Genomic DNA, 21,188 nt, shown 5'->3' with positions numbered 1-21,188 from the left:
TTCCGCTTCCTGGACGACGGCAGGATCACACAGAGAAACAGGGCAGGGCTCGGGTAAACTGCCCGCCATGCATGTCTCCGAACTCCCCGACCGGTCCCAGGACTACCTGAAGAAGATCTACGATCTTCAGGAGTGGGGCCGCGCCGGAACCGGGAACTACGGTGGAGCCACCCTGTCGACCCTGGCCGCTGAACTGGGACAACGCAGATCCACGGCATCCGAGGCGGTCAAACGTCTCGTCGCTGAGGGGCTGGTGGTGCACGCGCCCTACGGCGACATCACCCTGTCGGAGGAGGGGCGTCGCCTCGCACTGCAGATGGTCCGGCGCCACCGGCTCATCGAGACCTATCTCCAGCGGGAGCTCGGCTACGCCCGTGACGAGGTCCACAACGAGGCAGAGGTGCTCGAACACGCGGTCTCGGACCTGTTCATACCCCGTATTGACGCGGCGATGGGCCACCCCGACCGCGACCCGCACGGCGACCCGATCCCCGATCCCGAGGGCAGGGTGGAGGAGTCCGCCACGGTCCCGCTCTCCGGTGCGCAGGTGGGTGACCGCCTGTACGTCGACAGGGTCAGTGACCGTGACGGGGCCCTGCTGCGCTACCTGGAGGACCACGGCGTCCTCCCCGGGGCGGTGATTGAGGTGGGGGAGCGGCCGTACCCGGACATGGCCACGGTCCGTGTCCTCACCGCGGGAGGCGCGGCAGAGGTCCAGTTGTCCCGCGCGTCCCTGGACGCCGTGCTGTGCAGGGAGGCGGAGTGAACAGAGCGGCAGGAGTACTGTTCGCACTGCTGCTCGTCGTGGTTGTCGGCGGTGTCGTGGTCGGGGCGCGCAGCACCCCGGCACCGGAGCGTTCCGCCGTTCCGGAGTCCGTACCCCCCGCTGCCGCGGCACCCCTGGACCCGGATGATCCTGCGGCAGTGTCCGACACCGCGGACAGACTGGGCATCCCTGAAGAATTCCTGCTCGCGTACCTCACCGGGGCAGCCAGGGCGGTCGAGGAGCACCCGGGCTGCAATCTCCGGTGGAACACCCTCGCAGGACTGGGGTACAACGAGAGTCACCACGGAACCTACGGTGTCGTCGACGGTGCCATCATCGGTCCCCGGCTCGACGGTACGGGCGGTTTCATGCGCATCCCTGACACGGACAGAGGAAGGCTCGACGGCGACCGGCACTTCGACCGGGCGGTCGGACCGCTGCAGTTCCTCCCGGACTCCTGGCGCATGTTCGGCGACGGCGGTGACCCCCAGAACATCCGGGATGCGGCAGTTGCCGCAGGTAGACTACTGTGCTCGGGGGACCGGGACCTCGACACCCCCGAAGGGTGGAGTGAGGCGGTCTACGCCTACAACCGGTCGGAGGAGTACCTGACAGGGGTCCGGGACGCCGCGGCGAACTACGCGGTGGGACAGGCCCCTGCCTAGCCCCTGCCCGGTCCCTGGCATGGCACCCGGGCGGCTGTGGAACAATGGTTCCCGAACTATCTCCCGCTCCTTCATCCAGCCGAGGAGGCTGACCACACATGGCAGAAATCATGCAGATCAACGCCCGCGAGATCCTTGACTCCCGTGGCAACCCGACCGTCGAGGTCGAGGTCTTCCTCGAGGACGGCAGCATCGGACGCGCCGATGTCCCCTCCGGGGCCTCGACAGGAGTCCACGAGGCACATGAACTGCGCGACGGCGGCGAACGCTACCAGGGTAAAGGGGTCCGGAAGGCCGTCGACTTCGTCAACGGTGAAATCGACGAGGCCCTCGCCGGCTTCGAAGCTGACGACCAGCGGCTCATCGACACCCGGCTCATCGAACTCGACGGGACCGACAACAAGTCCCGCCTGGGCGCCAACGCCATCCTCGGCGTGTCCCTCGCTGTCGCCAAGGCCGCCGCAGAGTCAGCTGACCTGCACCTGTTCCGCTACGTGGGCGGGCCGAACGCGCACGTGCTCCCCGTGCCGATGATGAACATCCTCAACGGTGGCGCCCACGCGGACTCCGGGGTCGACGTCCAGGAGTTCATGATCGCCCCGATCGGCGCGTCCTCGTTCTCAGAGGCCCTGCGTACCGGCGCGGAGGTCTACCACTCCCTCAAGAAGGTCATCAAGGGCAAGGGACTGTCCACCGGACTGGGTGACGAGGGTGGATTCGCCCCCTCCGTCGGGTCGACCAGGGAAGCCCTCGATCTCATCGACGAAGCCGTCACCGCCGCCGGGTACTCACTCGGCAAGGATGTGGCGCTCGCCCTGGACGTCGCAGCCTCGGAGTTCTACTCTGACGGGGTCTACCACTTCGAGGGCGGCGAGCACACCGCCGCGGAGATGGCGAAGGTCTACAGGGAGCTCGTCGACGAGTACGCACTGGTCTCCATCGAGGACCCGCTGCACGAGGACGACTGGGACGGGTGGGCCAGCCTCACCGCGGAGATCGGTGACCGCGTGCAGCTCGTCGGCGACGACCTCTTCGTCACCAACCCCGCACGCCTCCGGGAGGGCATCGACCGTCATGTGGCCAACGCCCTGCTGGTCAAGGTCAACCAGATAGGCACCCTTTCCGAGACCCTCGACGCGGTCTCCCTTGCACACAACAACGGGTACCGGACGATGATGTCCCACCGGTCGGGGGAGACCGAGGACACCACCATCGCCGACCTTGCCGTCGCCCTCAACTGCGGTCAGATCAAGACCGGCGCCCCGGCCCGGTCCGAGCGCGTGGCCAAGTACAACCAGCTGCTGCGGATCGAGAGCTACCTGGAGGGGGCAGCCACCTACGCCGGGGCGTCCGCCTTCCCGCGGTTCGCGGCGGGGAAGTAGTCCGGGGACAGGCTAGTATTCCGCGGTATGGAAGAAACCCCGGACCGGTCAGACCACCTGCCCGCCCCGAAGTCCACTGAGGAGCGGACCCGTCGGGTACGGGCGGCGAAGGACGCCCCGCGTAAGGTCGCACGGTCGTTCGTCCAGCTGAAAAGCTCGGTGAACCCGGTGGTTGTCGCTGTCTCGGTCCTCGTCCTGGCGGCGGTTGTCGTGTCAGTTGCCACCCCGCTGCGCAACTTCTTCGAACAGCGGGCGGCGATCGCGGAGGTCAACGCCACGATCGAGAGGCAGGAAGCCGAGAAGCAGGCGTTGACCGAGGAGATCGCCAGGTACGGCAGCGAGGCCTATGTCAGGGAGCAGGCGCGTACCCGTCTCGGTCTTGTCGAGCCCGGGGAGACCGCATACCGTCTCATGGACCCTGACATCAGTTCCGGGGCGGACTACGTCCCGGGTGAGGTCGAAGAAACCCCTGAACCGGAGAAGCCGTGGTACAGCCGCCTGTGGGGCGCTGTCGCCACTCCGCCGGAGCCGGCCGCGGGGGGCGGGGAGGATTCCACCCCGCCGCCGTCAGGTGAATCCCCCAACCTGCCCGTCGACCCCGGTGCGGATCCGCAGCAGTGACAGTCTGACAGTGACAGTCCGAGTATGAACCGAGAGAAGAGCAGCAGATGAGCGTGTCCGACAAGGACCTCGAGACCATGTCCCGGCAGCTGGGCCGGGAACCCCGCGGAGCCCTCGAGGTCTCCTACCGGACCCCTGACGGCCAGCCCGCCGTGGTGAAGACCGCTCCGAGACTCCCCGACGGAACCCCGTTCCCCACCCTCTACTACCTCACGGATCCGCGTCTGACCGCCGAAGCCTCACGACTGGAGGTCGCGGGGGTGATGCGCACCATGCAGGACAGGTTGGGAAGGGACACTGCGTTGGCGGCAGACTACCTCGCCGCCCACGAGCACTACCTCGCCGAACGCAATGCCATCGAGGACCTGGGGACCGGTTTCTCCGGAGGAGGCATGCCGGACAGGGTGAAGTGCCTGCACGTGCTCATCGCCTATGCGCTGGCGGAGGGGCCTGACCGGTTCCGTCTAGGCACGGAGGCCGTGGCACTGGCCGCGGCGAACAACCCGAAACTGTCGGGGACGGCGATACCCCGGGACTGGCCCACCCCGGAGGACCTGGGTACCTCCGTTGCAGAGGCCTTCGACGAGGAAGGTGCACTGAGGTGAGCGCATTCGCCGCCGTCGACTGCGGAACAAATTCGATACGCCTGCTCATCTCGGACGTCGGAACTGACGGCACCCTCACCGAGCTGGACCGGGAGAACATCATTGTCCGCCTGGGGCAGGGGGTCGACGCCACCGGCCGGTTCGCGGACGAGGCACTTCAGAGAGTGGACGCCGCGCTCGCGCACTACACCGACAGGATGGTCGAGGCCGGCGTCACCGACGTGATCATGGGCGCCACCTCAGCGACCAGGGACGCCGGCAACCGTGGGCAGTTCTTCGACATGACCGCACGGCATCTCGGCCGAATCCGCCCCGGTGCACGGGCAGAGGTCATCTCCGGGGTCCGGGAGGCGGAACTGTCCTTCGCAGGGGCGGTACTGGACCTCGACAGGGGTGGAATCTCCGGACGCGACAGCGGTGTCCTCGTCATGGATCTGGGCGGAGGCTCCACAGAGTTTGTCGTGGACGCCGGGAGCGGGGGAGTCTGTTCGACCCGCATGGGCTGTGTGAGACTGACCGAGAGGTTCCTCCACTCTGATCCACCGACCGCCCAGGAGATCGGGGAGGCGGGCCGGTACGTCGCCGACCAGCTGGTGCAGGCGTCCGCCGACGTGGACTTCACCCGGGTCACCCGGGTGGTCGGCGTCGCCGGAACAATGACCACACTGGCCGCGCTGCACCTGGGGCTGGAGTCCTACGACCCGGACCGTACCCACATGGCGGTCATCCCCCTGGAGGGTCTGAGAGCGACCGCACGCCGTGTGCTGGCGGACTCCGTCGCAGCGCGCAACACCAGCCCCGTGGTCGACCCCGGCAGGGCGGACGTAATCGGTGGCGGCTGCGTCATCGTCGACGCTGTGGCCACCAGGTTCCTGGAACAGGGGATCAGGACGATCACCGTCAGCGAGAAGGACATCCTGGACGGACTGCTCGCAGAGGTCGTGGAACGTAACAGGTAGACTTCAGCCGTCGGAAACTCCGACGGCTGCGCCCCCTTAGCCCAACTGGCAGAGGCAGCCGACTTAAAATCGGCACAGTGTCGGTTCGAATCCGACAGGGGGCACCGCACCGACCCGAGACAACTGAGGCAATACAGTGGTCGGATGAGCTCCTCTCCTTCAGACATCGGATTCGGTCCGCGGTTCGCGGTTCCCGTTCTCCTGGGCCCGGCCCTCAATCCGGTGAACACGACGATGATCGCGGTCGCCCTGGTTCCGATCTCTCAGGCGACGGGGACCCCGGCGTCCCTGGCGATCTGGCTGGTCGCGGGGCTGTATGTCGTCAGTGCTGTCGCACAGCCGGCCATGGGGCGCATCGCCGACCTCTTCGGACCGAAGAAGGTCTACGCCGCCGGTCTCGTCCTGGTGATGGTGGGGGGACTAGTGCCGGCGGTGTGGGAGAGCTTCGCCGGTGCCCTGCTGGCCCGGGTGATCATCGGACTGGGGACCTCCACCGCGTATCCGGCGGCGATGGCCCTGATCAGTGATCAGGCACGTCGACTCGGACGGTCGACTCCCCGGGGTATTCTCACCGGACTGTCGGTGTCGAGTCTGGCGACCACCGCGGTCGGACCGGTTGCGGGTGGACTGCTTGTCCACCATTTCGGATGGCAGTGGATCTTCCTGGTCAATACTCCGGCGGCGGCGGTGATCCTGCTGCTGGTCCTGGTGTGGCTGCCCTCCGACAGTTCACGGGAGTCCGGTGCCCGTGTCTCTCCCGATCTGCCGGGTATGGCGGTCTTCACCGTGATGCTCGTCTCCGCACTGGTTTTCGTCCTCGACCTTGACGCCGGCCTGTACTGGCTCATTCCTGTCGCAGTTCTCGCCCTGGCGCTTTTCGTCGCATGGGAACTGCGGACCACCGCCCCGTTCATCGACCTGAGGATGCTGGCGCACAACGGTGCACTGACCCGGACCTATCTCAGGTTGTTCCTCACGTACACGGGCATGTACCTCATGGTCTACGGCTTCACCCAGTGGCTCCAGGACGCGGCGGGCTATTCCGCCGACCATGCGGGTCTCATCCAGTTGTCGACCACTGCCATGGCGGTGATCTGTTCGGTCCTGGCGTCCGCCGCCCCGTCGGTGAGGTTGCCCCTCACCGCCGCCGCAGCGGCGCTCATCCCAGGAGGACTGCTCATGCTCGGTGCCGACACGTCCAGTTCTCTGGCCTATCTGGTGGTGCTCGTCGGAGTGTTCGGGGTCACGCAGGGTTTCGCTTCGGTGTGCAACCAGGAGGTGATCTACAGTGCTGCGCCGAAGGGACAGACCGGGTCGGCGTCGGGGCTGTCGCGCACCGCGATCATGGTCGGGGCGATTGTCGCCTCGAGCATCATCGGACCGGTGTTCGGGCAGTCGGCCACGGACGCCGGGATGCATGTGCTGGCGTGGACGGTCCTTGTGCTCGGATGTCTGTCTCTCGCGCTCACGGTGACCGATCCGGCGTTGAAGGTGGTCAGGTCCCGGCGGTGACCGGACCCGCCGGCAGGGAACTGTGATCCGCAGGCATATTGTGGACCCCTGTGATGATGATCGCCTGTGTCCTTCTTGCCGCTGTCCTTGTCGGTGCCGCTCTCCAACGGATCACCGGGATGGGCCTCGGTCTGGTCGCCGGCCCCGTACTGTCGGTCGTCCTCGGCCCCGCGGCAGGGGTGACGGTGGTCAACGGCCTGTCCGTGGTCAACGGTGCCAACAATGCCTGGTCCGTGCGGTCGCGGACGGACTGGAGGAGGTTCCGGTTCCTCGCCGGTGGGCTCCTGATCGGTTCGGTGCCGGCGGCGTTCGTGGTCTCGGCGATCGACGGTCCGTGGCTCCTGGTGACGGTGGGGTCACTGGTGATGGTCGCTCTCGCGGCGACGACGGTCCGTCCGGAACGCTGGCATGTCAGTGAGCACGCCCGGCTGCCGATGATCGTCGCCGGTGCGGCCGGTGGCTTCATGAGCACTGTGGTGGGCATCGCGGCACCGGCGTTCACCGTCTACTCCCGGGTGACCAGGTGGGACTACCGTGATTTCGTCGCCACCCTGCACCCGGTGATCTTCGTCGCCAACTCGGTGTCCTTCATTCTGAAGATGATCTTCTTCGGCGGGGTGGATGTCGGAGGACTGCCGGCGTGGATATGGATCGTCGCCCTGGTGGCGATATTCGTGGGGGCGTGGTTCGGCGACCGTCTCAACGACAGGATGTCGAGTACGGGGATGCGCCGGCTCGCCACGTTCCTCGCATTCGTCGGTGCTGCGACTCTGCTGGTGGAGGGTATTGTCCAGCTCGCGGGGTGAGAGGGGAGCCGGCCTCAGAACACCGGCCAGGGCACCGCGGGCATTGTCCCGGAGGGGCCGGGGAACACCGGATTGTCCAGCAGCCGGTCGCACCGGGTACGAAGTGCCCGGATCTCGGCGTCGGTGAGGTGTTCTGTCAGAGCTGCGCCGAGGTCCGAGTCGAGGCCTGACCGCACGGCCGCCACTCCCGCCGTCTCACTGTCGGTGAGCCTCCGGCCGACCCAGCCCCACAGCACGGTGCGCAGCCGGGGGGCAGTGTGGAAAGTCAGACCGTGGTCCACACCGAACCGGTGACCGCCGGTGACCGGGAGGACATGTGCTCCCTTTCGGTCGGCGTTGTTGACGATGATGTCGAAGACGGCGGTGCGCCGCAGCGGGGTGGTGTCCTCGTGGACCACGCTGACCTCGTTGTCTTCCTCGTCGACGCCGTCGAGGATGTGAAGCCACCCGTCCGGGACCTGTCCGGAGGGCACCAGGTCCACGGGGTGCTGTCCGGGGTCGGTGTCCTGCCAGAGCTGCAGCATTCCGGTGCCGAAGGGGCCTTCGCCGAGCCAGGTCCGTGGGACGATGTTCCAGCCTGTCGCCTCGGAGACGAGGTAGGCGGCCACTTCACGGTGGGCGAGAGTGTGGTCGGGGAAGTCCCACAGCGGTTTCTCCCCGAGGACCGGCTTGTACACCACTGCCGTCCCTGTCCCTGTGTCTGTCCCTGTGGCGTCCAGGTCCGGGTCACCAGGGGGTCGGGCACCGGGGGAGTCCGGCCTGTGGCCGCTGCCGGGGTCGCTGACGGGTCCGCTGAAGCGCCCGCGGAAGGTTGCGTTGGAGGCGTCGGTGAGGCGTCCCTCCAGTATCAGGTCACCTGTCGGAGAGGTCACAGACGTGGGTCTCCGGGTCATCCATCGGTTCGTGGCAGATCGGGCACTCGGGACGCCCTGCCCTGACCACCGCGAAAGTCCTGTCGACGAAAGCTCTGGCGGCTCCGACGGGGATACGCACGACAAGCAGCTGTTCAGGTTCGATGTCGCTGAGCGACCCGATGTCCCGGAGGTCGTCAAGGTCCTCGACCTCGACCTCGACCTCGGGCGCGGGGGCGGCCTCGATGACCACCTGTGAGGTTCCGGGGTCCCAGCCGAGGGTGAGGACGCCGACCCTGAACTCCTCGTCGAGCGGGAGGTCGAGCGGGTCATCGTCGACGAGCAGGTCCGGGGTCTCGTCCGGGACGCTGACGGGGTTGCCCTCCAGTTGCCGGAGTTTGGCGAGCAGTTCGCTGACCCCTTCCGCCAGGGCCGCCGACTGCTGCTTTTCCAGGGACACGCTGACGGTCCGGTCCCGGTCCCTGGCCTGCAGGTAGAACGTGCGGTCACCGGGCAGCCCGACGGTGCCGACGACGAAGCGGTCCGGCCAGTCGAATCCGTGTGTGATGGTGGACATGTCTCCCAGCCTAGTGCCCGGCGCCGCCGCCCACCCGGGTGGCGGTCGAGGAATCCCCGGACAACCAGGACAGGTCACCGGCGGTGGTGTTCACACACAGGACCTGCGGGGTGGAGCGGGTGTAGCGGATGACGGTGACGGACGCGGGGTCGACATGGACGCGCTGGAAGTTGTCGAAGGGCATGCCGTAGGCGTCCGCGATGACGGCCTTGATGATGTCTCCGTGACTGACCACCGCCCATACGACACTGTCGCCGGACTCCTCTTCGACTGCCGCATGGTGCCGCGCCACCGCGTCGACGGCCCGGGCCCTCATGTCGATCATGGACTCTCCGCCGGGGAATGCGGCGGCGGAGGGGCGGGAGGTCACGACCTTCCAGAGGTCCTCCTCCGCCAGTTCCCGGAGAGTCCGGTTCTGCCAGGTTCCGTAGTCGCATTCTGTCAGGGCACTGTCGGTGGTCAGCGGGGTGTCCCGGTTCTCCAGGATCGCCTCGGCTGTCTGACGGGTGCGCTCCAGCGGGCTGGACACGACCCGTGCCAGCGGTACCTGTTCGAGACGGTGCGCGGTGTCGCGGACCTGCCTGCGACCGATGTCGTCGAGGAGGACGCCGGGGGTGCGACCCGCGAGAACTCCGGCGGTGTTCGCGGTACTGCGTCCGTGGCGGACGAGGACGAGGGTTGACATGTCCCGAGGATAGGTCAGGATGTGCCGGCTCTGCCCGGCCTGCCGGGAGCGCTGGTTCCGGTGGCCCCGGGAACCTTGTCGGGGCAGGTGGTGCCGGTCACGTGACCGGCAGGAGCTCACTGTCGGAGTTGACCTCGGACAGGGGCCGGTCGGCCTGTTCACGGAAAAGGAACAGCATCGGGACTCCGGCCACCAGGATCACGCCGACTGCATACCAGGCCGGGGCGTAGACGGAGCCGGTGACGTCCATCAGCCAGGTGGCGACGAACGGTGACAGGCCACCGAAGAGGACGGTGGCGGTGTTGTACCCGACGGCCATACCGGAGAACCGTCCCACGGCTGTGAACTGTTCGGGGACCGCCGAGGCGGCTACTGCGCTCCAGCCGGCCGCAGGAACCGCCAGGAATGCTGCTCCGAGAAGAGCGGTTGTCCCGGCGTCCCCGCTGAGCATCATGTAGGCGGGCAGGGTGGTGACGAGGATGACCACCGCGAGGACGGCGAAGAGGGGCCTGCGGCCGAACCTGTCCGAGGCCGCCCCGATGAACGGGGTCACAATGATCGCGGCGACGGCGGCGACCGTCCCCAGCCACAGGGAGGTGGAGCCGGTGATCTCGGTCGTCTGCCCGAGGTAGGTCGGGACGTTCGTGATGTTGAGGAAGTAGGCCGCCGACCCGACGGCGGAGACCAGGAAGGAGACGAGGACGGCCCGGGGGTGGTGACGCAGCACCGTGATCAGCGGGGACGTGCCGGTGTCGGCAGGGGAGTCACGGACGCGGGTGAACGTCTCCGTCTCGTCCATGAACCTGCGCAGCGGGACCATGGCTGCGGCGAGGAGCGCTCCGACGAGGAAGAGGATCCGCCACCCCCAGGTGTCCATGTCTTCAGTGGTCAGCAGCCGACTCAACAGGTAGCTTCCACCGACGGCGAGCAGTGAGCCGACCTCCGAGTTCGCGGCCGCCCAGCTTGCGGCCAGCCCCCGCCGGCCGTCTCTGGCGGACTCCACGAGATAGACCATGATCCCCGTGTACTCCGCCCCCACCGCGAAACCTGCGAGACAGCGCAGGACCAGCACCCCGACCCCTCCCCAGATGCCGACGGTGTCTGATCCGGGCATGACGGCGATGCCCAGCAGCGCCACCGCCATGAGTGACGCCGAGACGACCAGGGAAGACCTGCGCCCGATACGGTCTCCGAGATGGCCGAAGACCATCGCCCCCACCGGACGGAAGACGAATCCTGCGGCTCCCAGCGCCAGGGTGAGCAGCAGGGCACTGTCGTCACCGTCGAAGAATGTCGCGGCGAGACTCGCGGAGACGTAGAAGAAGATGGAGAAGTCGTACCATTCCACGACTGTGCCGAAGGCGGCGACGACCATGGAACGACGACGGCTGTCGGGTGTGGGCCCCGGTGTCGGGGGTGTGGTCACGGTCCGGGTCTCCTCCCGGTCGGCAGAGGGGTTGTGGCGACAGTACCCCTTTCACCCCTGTCCCCGGACGTGCCGTGAGAGATTCACGGATGCCGGGTGGGGGCCTGTGCCGAGTGGAGGCTGTGGACGCCGTGGAACTCCGCAGTCTCGCCGAAGTGCCGCGCCGGCCGTCCCCGGTCAAATATTCTTGTTCCATGCTGAAACCGTCCCCGCGCCAGCTGAAGTTCCTGCTGGGCCTGTTCCCGCCCTACATCGGTTCCGGGATCCGTCTCAGGCACATAGCCCCGGACGGTTCGCGGGTGGTGACGACGCACCGTCCGCGGAGGATCAACGCGAATCTGGTGGGTACGGCGTTCGGGGGAACCATCCAGACCATGACGGACGGCTTCTACCTGTACATGGGTCTGGTCCGGCTCGGCGCCAGCTACAACGTGTGGGACGTCGAGTCCCACGTGACCTATCTCAAACCCGGGCGGGGGACGATCACCGCGGACATGCGTACCGATGACGCCACCTTCGAGCTCATCCGTGAGAAGACCGCGGACGGGTCGAAGTACCTCCACTGGTTCACCACCGACATCACCGATGTGGACGGTGACGTGGTCGCCACCGTGCGCAGCCGCGTGTACTTCAGGCTGAAGCAGAGGTACCGGACGGGCACGTCCCCGTCCCGACCCGACAGCAGTGGGCCGGGTTCCGGGTGGTGTGCTCAGCAGGTTTCATAGCGGCGGGCCCGGCCTGTGACCCCGGCGAAACGGAACGGTCCGGAGGTGACGCGGGGAGTGACCTGGTCTTCGCTGGTGCCGTGGGGTGCCGTGTGCAGTGAACGGTAGGTGGGGATGTCGACCGGTTCGCGGGCATCCAGCAGATTCTCGGAGCGGTGCGGGTTTCGCCGTTCAAGGTAACCGGATTTCACGATGCCGGTGAGGAACTCGGAGACACATCCCGACCCGTAGCTGAAGATGCCGATGCGGCGTCCTTCCAGCCCGGGATCGTAGTCGAGCAGGGACACCAGTGCCGAGTACACGGACGCGGTGTAGCTGTTGCCCAGCCTGCGGTTGTACCGGGAGCTGGTCTCCAGACCCGTGTCTCGCCCGTCGGGCTCGTCCCCGGGATTCAGGGCGGTGCTGATCTGTCCGCCGGTGATCTCCCGGAGCCGCTGCTGGGCTTTCTTCGCCATCTTCGTGTACGGCTGGTGGTACAGGATACGGTCGATGTCCTCGACAGATGGACCGCCGTGGGCCTGCAGGTCGTTCCAGGCGTCCGTGAGGGCGTCAAGGTAGGCGCCCACCGACAGGTGACCGTCGACGACGGCGGTGGTGGAGTCATTGGGACGCCAGAAGTCGTCCACGTCGGTGGTGGAGATGCCGGACGCGGGTTCGATCTCCAGGACGGCGGGATCGGCGGAGACCAGGAAGGCGACCGCCCCGGCCCCCTGGGTGGGCTCACCCGGGGAGTCGAGCTCGTAGCGGGCATTGTCACTGGTGATCACCAGTACCCGCTCCTGCGGCGAGCGGGCGACGATGCCCACCGCTGCCTGCAGTGCGGCGGTGCCGCCGTAACAGGCCTGCTTCATCTCGACGACACGGATGTTCGACGGCAGTCCGAGCAGGTCGAGCACCGCCACTCCGGCGGCCTTGGACTGGTCGACACCGCTTTCGGTGGCGAAGAGGAGAGTGCGCAGCCCCTCGGTTCCGTTGCGTTCCAGCAGGGGCTTCGCCGCAGCGGCGCCCATGGTGACGATGTCCTCGTCCGGGGCGAGGACGCTCATCTGGGACTGGCCCAGGCCGAGGATGTACTTCCCCGGGGCGACACCGGTGGACTCCGCCAGTTCTGCCAGATCGACGACGTGGTGGCCGGTCGCCATCTCCAGGTCGTGGATGCCGATTGCAGTCATTGATTCCTCGTCTCTCTCGGTGGGCTCTCGGTGAGCTTTTTCTCGGTGAAGTTCTTTCTACCCGGCGCGGCAGGGCAGGCGCGAATGCTCCGGGCGGTGCGGGGTGTCAACGTTCCATGCGCAGGTGGGTCGACATCAGTTCACCGGGATTGGTCTGGGCGGCGAGCAGGGACAGTTCCCCGCACAGCACGGTGGCGGCGATGAGGGAGGCGAGACGCCGTGAGTTCGCCCCGACCTCCCGGTCCTCCCGGCACCCCAGCCGCTCCAGCGCCGCCGTGACATCCGGAAGATGTTTGCCGCTGCCGACAGTTCCGACGATGAGGTTGGGCAGGGTGCAGGAGAAGTAGAGCCCCTCCGGCCGGGTTTCTGCGTAGGTGACGCCCTGCGACCCTTCGACAATGTTCGCGGCGTCCTGCCCGGTCGCCAGGTAGAAGCCGAGGAGCATGTTCGCGTAGTGCGCGTTCGCGGAGCGGAGTGCCCCGGCGATGGTGGATCCGACCAGGTCCTTGCGGACGACCAGGTCGGTCAGGGAGGACGCCGTGGTCCGCAACCGTCTCTCCACGACCTCGTGGGGCAGCAGGATGTCGGCGACGACATTCCTGCCACGTCCGAGAATGCCGTTGACGGCCGTGGCCTTCTTGTCACTGCAGTAGTTTCCCGACACTGATCCGTAGGACAGGCCGAGGTCCCAGGACAGGATGCGTTCCATGAGGGCGTCGGCGGCCTTGGTGACCATGTTGTGTCCGGAGGCGTCCCCGGGGTTGAGTTCGAACCGGACGAAGAGCAGGTTACCGACGACCTCGTTGTGCAGGTCGACCAGACGACCGTGACTGGTGGTCGTGGAAACCACCTGCTGCAGTTCGGGGAGTCTGTCGGAGACGGTACGTGAGGCGGCGACGGCGACGACGCTGTTGTCCGCGGTGAACAGGACGGAACGGGTCATGCACTCCGAGACCACGGTCGTCCGGATGCCCCCCGGTATCTCGCGGGAGATGCTCGCACCCCGTCCCACGGAAGGCCACAACGGGGTCTCGAAGGTCGCCAGCGGGACCTCGACCTCCTCGTGTCCTGCCTCTGTGGGGAAGGCGTCACCGCTGATGCGCAGCGGACCCACCCACTGGGTGGGGACAGCGGTCGTGGTCGGCTCAGGTCTGTTCAAGGCACGCCTTTCTGCGCCTGACTGTGCAGGGCTGGGATCTACTTCACAGTAGGTTACCTTCCGGCACGACCCGCACGGCGGGGTTCCCCGCCGGGGAGACGACTGAATGTCCCGGCACTTGCCCTGAGCTGTGACTCTCGAGTTCCAGCAGGGCGCTTTTCACGTCCTGTCCTCCCCGGTAGCCGCCGGTGCCGCCGTCACTGCGCACCACTCGGTGGCACGGGACGATGACCGGCAGAGGATTGGTGGCGCACGCCGTCCCCACGGCGCGGACCGCCCCCGGGCTTCCGGCCGCCTCAGCGGTCTCCCGGTAGCTGCGGGTCATGCCGTAGCGGATCTGCAGCAGACTCCGTTGGACTTTCTGACGGAAGGAACCCGACCTGCCTGACCGTGGTGCGGACAGGGTGAAGTCCAGGGGGAGGTCGAACACCTGCCTGGATCCCACGAAGTACTCGTCGACCCGGGTGGCCGCGACGTCAGTGATGTCACCTGGTGTGGATGGGACCCGGGGGCCGAAGTGGTGTTCCAGGGTGTGCAGGACTGTGTCGAAGTTCTCGAGTTCGAAGGCGACCCGGACCAGTCCTGCCGGCGTGGCGGCGAGCAGCAGTCTTCCGACGGGCGTTTCAACTGTGCGGGAGGAGAATCCGGGCATGCTGTCGGCGGTGGTGGCGTCCGGTCGTCGGGTCACGGGCAATCTCCTGTTCAGTCGTCACCCGGGCCGTATCCGCAGGGCACCCCGTCGGACACGGAGATGTCACGGCCGCGGCGTCCCACGGTCCCGGACGGTCGGGGTGTGCCCCATGATCGGCGGGGGACCGGCCGCTGTCAACCTGCCGCGGCGGCCGCATCTGCTGGCGGCGCCTCCGGTCGGTGACCGGCCCGGCCCCGGCTCTCCTACCGCGGGTTGTCCTCGACGAGACGGGCGAACCTCTCGACGTAGTCGCGCAGGAAGGCGACAGTCTTCTCGACGGTGATCTTCCCGGACTCGTCGAACAGGGTCGGGGACTGACCGAGGAACACCTCGGGCTGTCCGGGAAGCGGCATGTCGAAGTAGGACAGGGCCAGCCGCAGGTTCTTCTGGGAACTGTATCCGCCCATACGTCCCACCGAGTGGCTGATGATTCCTGCGGGGAGCTTCTTCCAGGCCACGTCGCTGTTCGGCTTGGAGCCGATGTCGACGGCGTTCTTGAGACAGGCGGGGATCGTACGGTTGTTCTCCGGTGTCACGAACAGGACGCCGTCAGAGGACTTGATCGTGTTCCGGAACTCCACGTACTCCGCGGGAGTCGGCTTGTCGGTGACAGTGGGGTCGTCGTAGTCGAAGTCGTAGAGCGGCAGATCACGGATTTCCACGATGTGGGCGTCAAAGCCGTCGGGGAACAGTCCGATCGCCTCCTCCGCGATCTTCCGGGCGTACGAACCCCGCCGCAGGCTTCCGACGATGACGGAGATGTTCTTGGCCATGATTGGTCGTTCCTCTCTGGATGAATTCTTGTCGGTGCGTTTCAGGGCCGCATCCGGATCCGGCGACCCCTGCAGCGGAGTCTGTCAGTCCCTCGGGGTGCGGCCACGGCACTGCCAGAGATTATACGACATTACGAACTTAGAAACTACGTACCAACGAACATTGGTGGGCCGGTGCGGTCCCGTGAGACGTGCGGGAACGGAACCACTTCAGCTGTCGGCGTGCGAGACGTAGATCCTGTCTGTCGCCTGTCCGCCCAGCGACACGGTGCCCGGCAGGTCGTCCACCTGCACCTCGACCGTGTCGGAGAAGGGTGCGGTGTCCCCGACATGCAGAACGGTGCCGACCGTGATCCCCTTCTCCGCGAGAAACTGCAGGAGTGAGGGATCCTCGTCGGAGATTCTCTCTACGGTGAGGGTCTCGCCCGGGGTTGCGCCGGTCAACCTGGCTGCACGGGGAATCTCCACGGTTCCCCTGGTGTCCGGGATCGGGTCCCCGTGGGGGTCGCGGGTGGGGGACCCCAGGTACCGGTCGATCTTGTCGACAAGGAAGTCGGAGACCGCGTGCTCGAGATTCTCTGCCTCGTTGTGGACCTGGTCCCAGGTGCAGTCGAGGACCTCCACGAGAAAAGTCTCGATGAGGCGGTGGCGTCGAACCATCTCCAGGGCATGTGTGCGACCGCAGTCGGTGAGCTCGACCGCGCCGTACGGGTCGTGGGTGAGGAACCCCTGCTCGGTGAGTCTGCGGACGGCGTCGGAGACGGACGACAGTCGGAGTCCGGTCTTTCTGGCGATGAGCGTCGGAGTCACCGGGTCGGTCGACCACTCGGACAGCCCCCAGATCACCTTCAGATAGTCCTGGGTACTCCGTGAAAGATCAGAGACTGACATGGGCCCAGGCTAGTACGGACGAGGGCCGCTGCGCCGGCGGTACGGCCCGGGTGACGACTGAACAGGAGATTGCCCGTGACCCGACGACCGGACGCCACCACCGCCGACAGCATGCCCGGATTCTCCTCCCGCACAGTTGAAACGCCCGTCGGAAGACTGCNGGTCGGGGAGGGTCCGGGGCGGGTGCTAGCCTCAGACGTCGATGACCAACCCACGTGCAGCAGCCGCCTACCTCAGGGCGTCCGAAGCTTTCCGGAATCCCACGCTTGACCTGCTGCACGGCAGGTTCGCCCCTTTCGTGGTGACCGCGTTGTCCCTTGTCTTCACCCCGGACCGGCCCGCCGTCACGGTCACTGACGCCCATGTGGAGGTCGGCGACATCGCCCGCGAACTCCGTGACAGCGGCTTCGAGGGGGTTCCGGCGGGGAACGGCCGTGAGATCTGCCGGTACTGGGTCCGGGTGGGGTGGATCGTCCCCCGGATCCGGCACGCAGGATCCGGCACGGTGGCCGCCGCACCTGCGGGTGCAGGCGGGGTCCACGGCACCGGAGGGGGCCGAGAAGTGCCGGACACGCTGACGACGCCGGGTTCCGGACAGGCGGGACGGATCGCGGCAGCAGCCGACGCCTCTGAGGGCGTCGAGGAGTACCGGTTGTCCGCCCAGGCGGTCGGAGCCCTGGAGATCGCCGGCAGGGCAGGAGGGGGCAGGGCCCGGGTGACGCGTTCCCGGGTACGGACCCTGCTTGACTCTGTCGAACGGCTGGTGGCAGACGCAGAGACCGACCCGCAGAAACGCATCGGGAACCTCCGACGGCAGCGCGACCAGATCGACGCCGAGATCAGGGCTCTACGCGAGGGTGGCGGGGACCCGGTGGACGACGACCAGCTCCTCGAGGAGGTGGAGAATGTCCTGCACCAGGCACGGGAACTGCCCGCAGATTTCGTCCGGGTCGCCGAGTCCATCACGGCGATGCAGCGTGACGTCGTCACCGACCTGCGAAGGGATGTCAGGCCCACTGGGGAGGTCCTGCGCGGCTACCTGCACCGGGGACAGCATGTCATGGAGGGCACGCCTGAGGGCCGTGCCTTCGCCGGGGCGCTGAAACTCATCGGTGACCCTGAGCAGATCGACCTGCTCACTGACCAGCTGCATTCCCTGCTCTCCGCCCCTTTCGCCCGTGCCCTGAGCCCGGAGCAGCGTCGGGATCTCGCTGCTGTGGCGGGCCGTGTGGAGCAGGGTGTCTCCGAGGTGCTCGCCGCCCAGCGTCAGGCGTCGCACGTCATCACCGCCCAGGTCCGTGTCCACGACCCTCTGCGTGACAGGGAGGTCGACGATCTGCTGCGCAGTGTCATGTCCGGTCTCCAGTCGTGGATGCGGGATGACCCCTCCGCCGGAGGTCACGTCGATCCTCTGCGGCGTTTCCCGGCCACGGCGGTGGGGAATCTTCGGCGGACTCTCGGTGACCCGGGTCCGTCGGCAGGTCCTGCCCCGCTGCGCAGCGCGGAGGATGTCCCGGACCTGGACGTGGATTCGGTGGCGGAGGACGCCAGGGCGTGGGGCGGGCCGCGGTACGACGAGCTGGAGGAGACCGTCTCCGGGCTGGGCAGGGACGGTGAGACGCATTTCGACCTGGCTTCACTGTTCTCCGGGTGGCCGGGGGACGCCCGGCGTCCCGTCGATCTTCTCGGCCTGCTGGAGATCGCCCACCGCAACGGCATGGTCGAGACCGGCGAGGTCAGCGTCGTCGAGGCGCGGCGCCCGGACGGGACGGTCCGACGTTTCGCCTTCGGTGGCGTCACCGGGTCGACGTCCCCGGACGAGCAGGAGAGCTCTGACCGGAATCAGGACCGGAATCAGGACCCGAAACAGGAAGGCCAGCACCAGTGAGTGAACCCAGCGGTCCCTTTGTCCCGCAGGTACCCGTCGAGGAGTACGTGGAGGAGTGTTTCGCCGGCGACCGTGGCGTCCTCGACCCCGAGGTCCGCCGCGTCCTCGTGCGCGTCCTTCAGCGCCGGTTCCTGCTCGCCGAGCGACACCGGGAGGACTGGCGCGTCCTCGTCGACAACCGCGGGATCATCGAGTCCCGGCTCCACGACCTCTTCGTCCGGTTGGTGGTGGACACGGACCGGGGCGTGGCCTACAAGGAACAGGTGCGTCCTGACGACTGTGTCGTCACCGATGTTCCCATCCTGCTCCGCGATGAGGCGTACACGCGCACTGAAACTCTTGTCCTGGTGTACCTGCGCACCGTCTGGCAGCGCGAGTCCACCGCGGGCGAGACCGCGGCGCGTGTCGACGTCGAGGAGGTCGAACAGACCGTTCTGACGTACTTCACCGACGGTGACGGCGACATCGCCCGCCGTCAGCGGTCGGTGCGCAAGGCCCTGGAGCGCCTGCGCCAGGAGGGGCTCGTCGACGAGGAGTCCGAGGGGCGCTACCGCGTCAGCCCGCTCGTGGAGATCGTGCTCAGCGCAGAGAAACTGCGCGAACTGGATGACTGGCTGAAGAGCCGGAACGGAGCCGCACAATGACCGCAACGACAGGACCGTCCATGCTCGACACCCTGTTCGGCCTCATCCCGGCGGAGTCCCGGGGCCAGCAGTGGCTCGCCGAAGACCTCCAGGTGGTCAACTGGGGAGGATACGACGGGGCCCACCGGATACGGTTCGCCTCCACGGCGACGTTGCTCTGCGGTGGCTCAGGTTCGGGGAAGTCGACCCTGATGGACGCCTACATCGCACTGATGATGCCCCACACCACGCCGTTCAACGGGGCGTCGAACGGTGGCGTCACCGGGCGTCCCCGCGGTGGTGACCAGCGCAACATCCTGTCCTACGGGAGGGGCAAGCTCGACGAGTCCAGGACCGGTGAGGGCACCCGGGTCCGGGTGCTCCGGGGCGACGGTGCCGACACCTGGACAGCGGTGGCGGTGACCTGGGTCGACAATGCGGCGGCATCCGGGGCAGGGGAGAGGTTCACGGCGGTGCGGGCCTGGTACATCCCGGCGTCCGCGCGTCTTGTCGAGGACACGGTGAAGGTCAGGGGGGTGACCCGGGGACCTTTCGACCTGGCGGATCTTGAGCAGGCCGCCTCACACCGGTTCGGCGAACACGCGGTGAGGGCCACCGGTCTGGAGACGACGGCCACCGACCGTGAGTTCCTCGCCCGCGTGCAGTCGGTGCTGGGGATCGGGGCGGCAGGAGCCGGGTCGAAGGCGATGAACCTGCTGGCACGGATCCAGGCCGGTCAGCAGATCACCACCGTCGACGAGCTCTACAAGCGGATGGTTCTCGAGGAGCCGGAGACGATGGCGACCGCGGACGCCGTCGTCGAGCACTTCGACGAGCTCGAGGGCACGCGTATGCGCATGGTGAACGCCCGCCGGCAGGTCAGGGCGCTGGAACCGGTGAGGGAGGCGGGAAGGAAGATCGCGGACGCCGCGGAGAGGCTCCGCCTCATCGAGTCGGTGGGCAGGTTCCGGGACCCCTCTTCACCGGCTTCGCAGTGGTTGTCGCGTCGGCGACTGGAACTGCTGCACTCGGCGGAGGAGTCGCTGCGCAGCCGGGTCGTGGAGGCCGAGGCTGCCGCGGCCGCCGGCGAGGCGTCGGTGGATGCGGCGGAGTCCGAACGCGACGGTCTCGTCGAGGTGCTGCGCAGTTCGGGAGGCGACCGGCTCGATTCGGCGCAGCGGGAGCTCCTGGCGGCGCAACGTCGCCTCGTCGAGGTCCGTCGCACCAGGGAACGGGTCTCGGGCCCCGGCCCTGACGGTGTTCTCGACGGGGTCACCGATGCCGGGTCGTTCGCGCGGCTGGTTGCCCGTGCCAGGTCGGTCCTGGAGGATTCCGGGCACAAGACCGCCGCCCGTGCGGAGTACGCGGAGGCCCGCGCATCGGCGACGGCCCTGGCGGACCGGCTCCGTGATCTTGAGGCGGAACACCGGGCGGCCCTGCAGAGTGCGGACAGTATTCCGGCGGAACTGCACGAGGCCCGTGCCGTTCTGGCCGAGGCGGCCGGTGCCGATGTCGCGGACCTGCCTTTCGTCGGTGAGCTGGTGGAGGTGAAGGCGGAGTTCGAGCCCTGGAGGGAGGCGTTCAACCTGGCGCTCGGCGGTTTCGCCACGACGATGCTCATCGACGGGTCGCAGCTGGACAGTTTCCGTACCGCCGTCAACGGTGTCCGGACGCGCGTGCGCGTGCGTTTCGAGGGGGCGCGGCCGGGGATGACACCGCGTACCTGTGATCCCGGGGTACTGCCGGGGCGCCTGGACTACCGTGGCGGCCGGTTCACCGGTTGGCTGCAGGACCGCCTCGAGCGCAGTTTCGGTTTCGTGTGCGTGGACGACCCCGGCCGGCTCGGTGAGTACGGTGCCGCGCTGACGGTCACCGGTCAGTTGTCCCGGTCCGGCGGTGGTGCCCACGGTGGCCACGGGCGCCGGAACGTGCTGGGCTTCTCGGGTCAGGGCCGCGCCGGGGAACTGGCGCAGCAGGTCGCGGCGGTGCGCGGTGAACTGGAGGACGCCGCGGAACGGGTCCGTACGGCGGAGGAGGCGTTGGACGCTGTTGACGCAGGGGTGGACGCCTACCGCCGTGTCGTCGACCTGACCTGGGAGCAGCTCGACGTCGCCGCCGCGCAGGCGGAGGTGGACCGTTGGCAGGGGATTGTCACGGGCATCGCCGGGGGGAGTCCCGAGATCGCGGCGCTGCAGGAGAGGATCGCCGAACTGAAGTCCCGCACGGCGGAGCTTCGGGAGGAGACGGGCCGTGCCCGTGGTGAGTACCGTCGACTGCTCGACCGGTGGGACCGGGTGAACGGGGAGATCGACCGTGCGGAGGAGGAGCTGGCGGCTGCGGATGACGCCGGGGACGGATCTGATGAACCGGCGGGGGGGGGCGGGGGGGGGGTGGCGCTTTTACACATCTGG

21 protein-coding genes and 1 tRNA gene are annotated in these 21,188 nt (G+C 67.6%); 13 read left to right on the top strand and 9 right to left on the bottom strand.

Annotation, left to right across the window (positions count from 1 at the left end):
- Window positions 1-67: 67 nt before the first annotated feature.
- The 9 genes from E0E18_RS04470 (at window position 68) to E0E18_RS04430 (ending at window position 7,316) form a co-directional block, all read left to right on the top strand.
- The gene (locus E0E18_RS04470) at window positions 68-766 is read left to right on the top strand and encodes a metal-dependent transcriptional regulator (protein ID WP_130839438.1); all 699 of its coding nucleotides are present in this window, start codon (window positions 68-70) and stop codon (window positions 764-766) included.
- Window positions 763-1,431 (top strand): lysozyme family protein, encoded by a 669-nt coding sequence (locus tag E0E18_RS04465; RefSeq protein WP_066583410.1) that lies wholly within the window; start codon window positions 763-765, stop codon window positions 1,429-1,431. Before E0E18_RS04470 ends, E0E18_RS04465 begins: the two co-directional genes overlap by 4 nt.
- A 98-nt stretch (window positions 1,432-1,529) precedes the next feature.
- Window positions 1,530-2,813 (top strand): phosphopyruvate hydratase, encoded by a 1,284-nt coding sequence (gene eno, locus E0E18_RS04460; protein ID WP_066583407.1) that lies wholly within the window; start codon window positions 1,530-1,532, stop codon window positions 2,811-2,813.
- A gap of 27 nt (window positions 2,814-2,840) precedes the next feature.
- A complete protein-coding gene (locus E0E18_RS04455) occupies window positions 2,841-3,434 on the top strand; it encodes an FtsB family cell division protein (protein WP_110481186.1) in 594 nt (197 codons plus the stop codon).
- Window positions 3,435-3,481: 47 nt separating this feature from the next.
- Window positions 3,482-4,039: a DUF501 domain-containing protein gene (locus E0E18_RS04450; RefSeq protein WP_066583403.1), complete on the top strand. Its 558-nt coding sequence runs from the start codon at window positions 3,482-3,484 to the stop codon at window positions 4,037-4,039.
- Window positions 4,036-4,998, top strand: a complete 963-nt coding sequence (locus E0E18_RS04445) for a Ppx/GppA phosphatase family protein (protein ID WP_066583396.1) — start codon at window positions 4,036-4,038, stop codon at window positions 4,996-4,998. Before E0E18_RS04450 ends, E0E18_RS04445 begins: the two co-directional genes overlap by 4 nt.
- Window positions 4,999-5,028: 30 nt before the next feature.
- Window positions 5,029-5,102 (top strand) — tRNA-Leu (locus E0E18_RS04440).
- Between the two features lie 40 nt (window positions 5,103-5,142).
- The gene (locus tag E0E18_RS04435; protein ID WP_110481189.1) at window positions 5,143-6,510 is read left to right on the top strand and encodes an MFS transporter; all 1,368 of its coding nucleotides are present in this window, start codon (window positions 5,143-5,145) and stop codon (window positions 6,508-6,510) included.
- A gap of 53 nt (window positions 6,511-6,563) precedes the next feature.
- On the top strand, window positions 6,564-7,316 hold the full coding sequence (locus tag E0E18_RS04430; protein ID WP_419866058.1) for a sulfite exporter TauE/SafE family protein: 753 nt from the start codon (window positions 6,564-6,566) through the stop codon (window positions 7,314-7,316).
- A gap of 14 nt (window positions 7,317-7,330) precedes the next feature.
- On the opposite strand, the gene E0E18_RS04425 is transcribed toward E0E18_RS04430, so the two are convergent.
- The 4 genes from E0E18_RS04425 to E0E18_RS04410 all read right to left on the bottom strand — a co-directional run bounded on the left by E0E18_RS04425 (window position 7,331) and on the right by E0E18_RS04410 (window position 10,855).
- Window positions 7,331-8,188 carry an SCO1664 family protein gene (locus E0E18_RS04425; protein WP_237559630.1) on the bottom strand — a complete coding sequence of 286 codons (858 nt, stop codon included), beginning with the start codon at window positions 8,186-8,188 and terminating at the stop codon, window positions 7,331-7,333.
- On the bottom strand, window positions 8,169-8,744 hold the full coding sequence (locus tag E0E18_RS04420) for a DUF3090 domain-containing protein (RefSeq protein WP_130839431.1): 576 nt from the start codon (window positions 8,742-8,744) through the stop codon (window positions 8,169-8,171). The genes E0E18_RS04425 and E0E18_RS04420 overlap by 20 nt, the downstream gene beginning before the upstream one ends.
- Before the next feature lie 10 nt (window positions 8,745-8,754).
- The gene (locus E0E18_RS04415; protein WP_130839429.1) at window positions 8,755-9,429 is read right to left on the bottom strand and encodes an MSMEG_4193 family putative phosphomutase; all 675 of its coding nucleotides are present in this window, start codon (window positions 9,427-9,429) and stop codon (window positions 8,755-8,757) included.
- 97 nt (window positions 9,430-9,526) lie between these two features.
- Window positions 9,527-10,855: an MFS transporter gene (locus tag E0E18_RS04410; RefSeq protein WP_227871205.1), complete on the bottom strand. Its 1,329-nt coding sequence runs from the start codon at window positions 10,853-10,855 to the stop codon at window positions 9,527-9,529.
- A gap of 194 nt (window positions 10,856-11,049) precedes the next feature.
- On the opposite strand from E0E18_RS04410, the gene E0E18_RS04405 reads away from it, so the two are divergent.
- Window positions 11,050-11,580, top strand: coding sequence for a DUF4442 domain-containing protein (locus E0E18_RS04405; protein ID WP_237559629.1), 531 nt, complete (start codon window positions 11,050-11,052; stop codon window positions 11,578-11,580).
- On the opposite strand, the gene E0E18_RS04400 is transcribed toward E0E18_RS04405, so the two are convergent.
- The 5 genes from E0E18_RS04400 to E0E18_RS04380 form a co-directional block, all read right to left on the bottom strand.
- Entirely contained in the window at window positions 11,565-12,752 is a 1,188-nt protein-coding gene (locus E0E18_RS04400) for a hydroxymethylglutaryl-CoA synthase (RefSeq protein WP_130839427.1), read from the bottom strand. The two genes, E0E18_RS04405 and E0E18_RS04400, sit on opposite strands and share 16 nt — an antisense overlap.
- Before the next feature lie 106 nt (window positions 12,753-12,858).
- Window positions 12,859-13,911, bottom strand: coding sequence for a hydroxymethylglutaryl-CoA reductase (locus E0E18_RS04395; protein ID WP_066583373.1), 1,053 nt, complete (start codon window positions 13,909-13,911; stop codon window positions 12,859-12,861).
- A gap of 43 nt (window positions 13,912-13,954) precedes the next feature.
- Window positions 13,955-14,563: a methylated-DNA--[protein]-cysteine S-methyltransferase gene (locus tag E0E18_RS04390; RefSeq protein ID WP_130841206.1), complete on the bottom strand. Its 609-nt coding sequence runs from the start codon at window positions 14,561-14,563 to the stop codon at window positions 13,955-13,957.
- Between the two features lie 242 nt (window positions 14,564-14,805).
- Window positions 14,806-15,375: an NADPH-dependent FMN reductase gene (locus E0E18_RS04385; RefSeq protein WP_110481195.1), complete on the bottom strand. Its 570-nt coding sequence runs from the start codon at window positions 15,373-15,375 to the stop codon at window positions 14,806-14,808.
- A 210-nt stretch (window positions 15,376-15,585) separates the two neighbouring features.
- Window positions 15,586-16,266 (bottom strand): metal-dependent transcriptional regulator, encoded by a 681-nt coding sequence (locus E0E18_RS04380; protein WP_066583363.1) that lies wholly within the window; start codon window positions 16,264-16,266, stop codon window positions 15,586-15,588.
- 202 nt (window positions 16,267-16,468) lie between these two features.
- Between E0E18_RS04380 and E0E18_RS04375 the strand changes: the two genes are divergently transcribed.
- From E0E18_RS04375 to E0E18_RS04365, 3 genes are all read left to right on the top strand, one after another.
- Window positions 16,469-18,154 (top strand): DUF3375 domain-containing protein, encoded by a 1,686-nt coding sequence (locus E0E18_RS04375; protein ID WP_130839425.1) that lies wholly within the window; start codon window positions 16,469-16,471, stop codon window positions 18,152-18,154.
- Entirely contained in the window at window positions 18,151-18,798 is a 648-nt protein-coding gene (locus tag E0E18_RS04370; RefSeq protein ID WP_130839423.1) for a DUF4194 domain-containing protein, read from the top strand. The genes E0E18_RS04375 and E0E18_RS04370 overlap by 4 nt, the downstream gene beginning before the upstream one ends.
- A partial coding sequence (locus E0E18_RS04365) for an ATP-binding protein (RefSeq protein ID WP_130841204.1) occupies window positions 18,795-21,188 on the top strand: 2,394 nt, incomplete at its 3' end. The genes E0E18_RS04370 and E0E18_RS04365, both read left to right, overlap by 4 nt.

Source organism: Corynebacterium neomassiliense, from assembly GCF_900626215.1.
In the GTDB taxonomy this organism is placed as follows: domain Bacteria; phylum Actinomycetota; class Actinomycetes; order Mycobacteriales; family Mycobacteriaceae; genus Corynebacterium; species Corynebacterium neomassiliense.
This window is presented reverse-complemented; position numbering and strand designations above follow the sequence as displayed.

What these genes read in the sequence shown, in the direction of transcription:
- E0E18_RS04470 (WP_130839438.1), top strand. Translation starts at nt 68, where the DNA reads ATGCATGTCTCCGAACTCCCCGACCGGTCCCAGGACTACCTGAAGAAG.
- eno (WP_066583407.1), top strand. Translation starts at nt 1,530, where the DNA reads ATGGCAGAAATCATGCAGATCAACGCCCGCGAGATCCTTGACTCCCGT.
- E0E18_RS04455 (WP_110481186.1), top strand. Translation starts at nt 2,841, where the DNA reads ATGGAAGAAACCCCGGACCGGTCAGACCACCTGCCCGCCCCGAAGTCC.
- E0E18_RS04450 (WP_066583403.1), top strand. Translation starts at nt 3,482, where the DNA reads ATGAGCGTGTCCGACAAGGACCTCGAGACCATGTCCCGGCAGCTGGGC.
- E0E18_RS04435 (WP_110481189.1), top strand. Translation starts at nt 5,143, where the DNA reads ATGAGCTCCTCTCCTTCAGACATCGGATTCGGTCCGCGGTTCGCGGTT.
- E0E18_RS04430 (WP_419866058.1), top strand. Translation starts at nt 6,564, where the DNA reads ATGATGATCGCCTGTGTCCTTCTTGCCGCTGTCCTTGTCGGTGCCGCT.
- E0E18_RS04420 (WP_130839431.1), bottom strand. Translation starts at nt 8,744, where the DNA reads ATGTCCACCATCACACACGGATTCGACTGGCCGGACCGCTTCGTCGTC.
- E0E18_RS04415 (WP_130839429.1), bottom strand. Translation starts at nt 9,429, where the DNA reads ATGTCAACCCTCGTCCTCGTCCGCCACGGACGCAGTACCGCGAACACC.
- E0E18_RS04405 (WP_237559629.1), top strand. Translation starts at nt 11,050, where the DNA reads ATGCTGAAACCGTCCCCGCGCCAGCTGAAGTTCCTGCTGGGCCTGTTC.
- E0E18_RS04400 (WP_130839427.1), bottom strand. Translation starts at nt 12,752, where the DNA reads ATGACTGCAATCGGCATCCACGACCTGGAGATGGCGACCGGCCACCAC.
- E0E18_RS04390 (WP_130841206.1), bottom strand. Translation starts at nt 14,563, where the DNA reads ATGCCCGGATTCTCCTCCCGCACAGTTGAAACGCCCGTCGGAAGACTG.
- E0E18_RS04385 (WP_110481195.1), bottom strand. Translation starts at nt 15,375, where the DNA reads ATGGCCAAGAACATCTCCGTCATCGTCGGAAGCCTGCGGCGGGGTTCG.
- E0E18_RS04380 (WP_066583363.1), bottom strand. Translation starts at nt 16,266, where the DNA reads ATGTCAGTCTCTGATCTTTCACGGAGTACCCAGGACTATCTGAAGGTG.
- E0E18_RS04375 (WP_130839425.1), top strand. Translation starts at nt 16,469, where the DNA reads ATGACCAACCCACGTGCAGCAGCCGCCTACCTCAGGGCGTCCGAAGCT.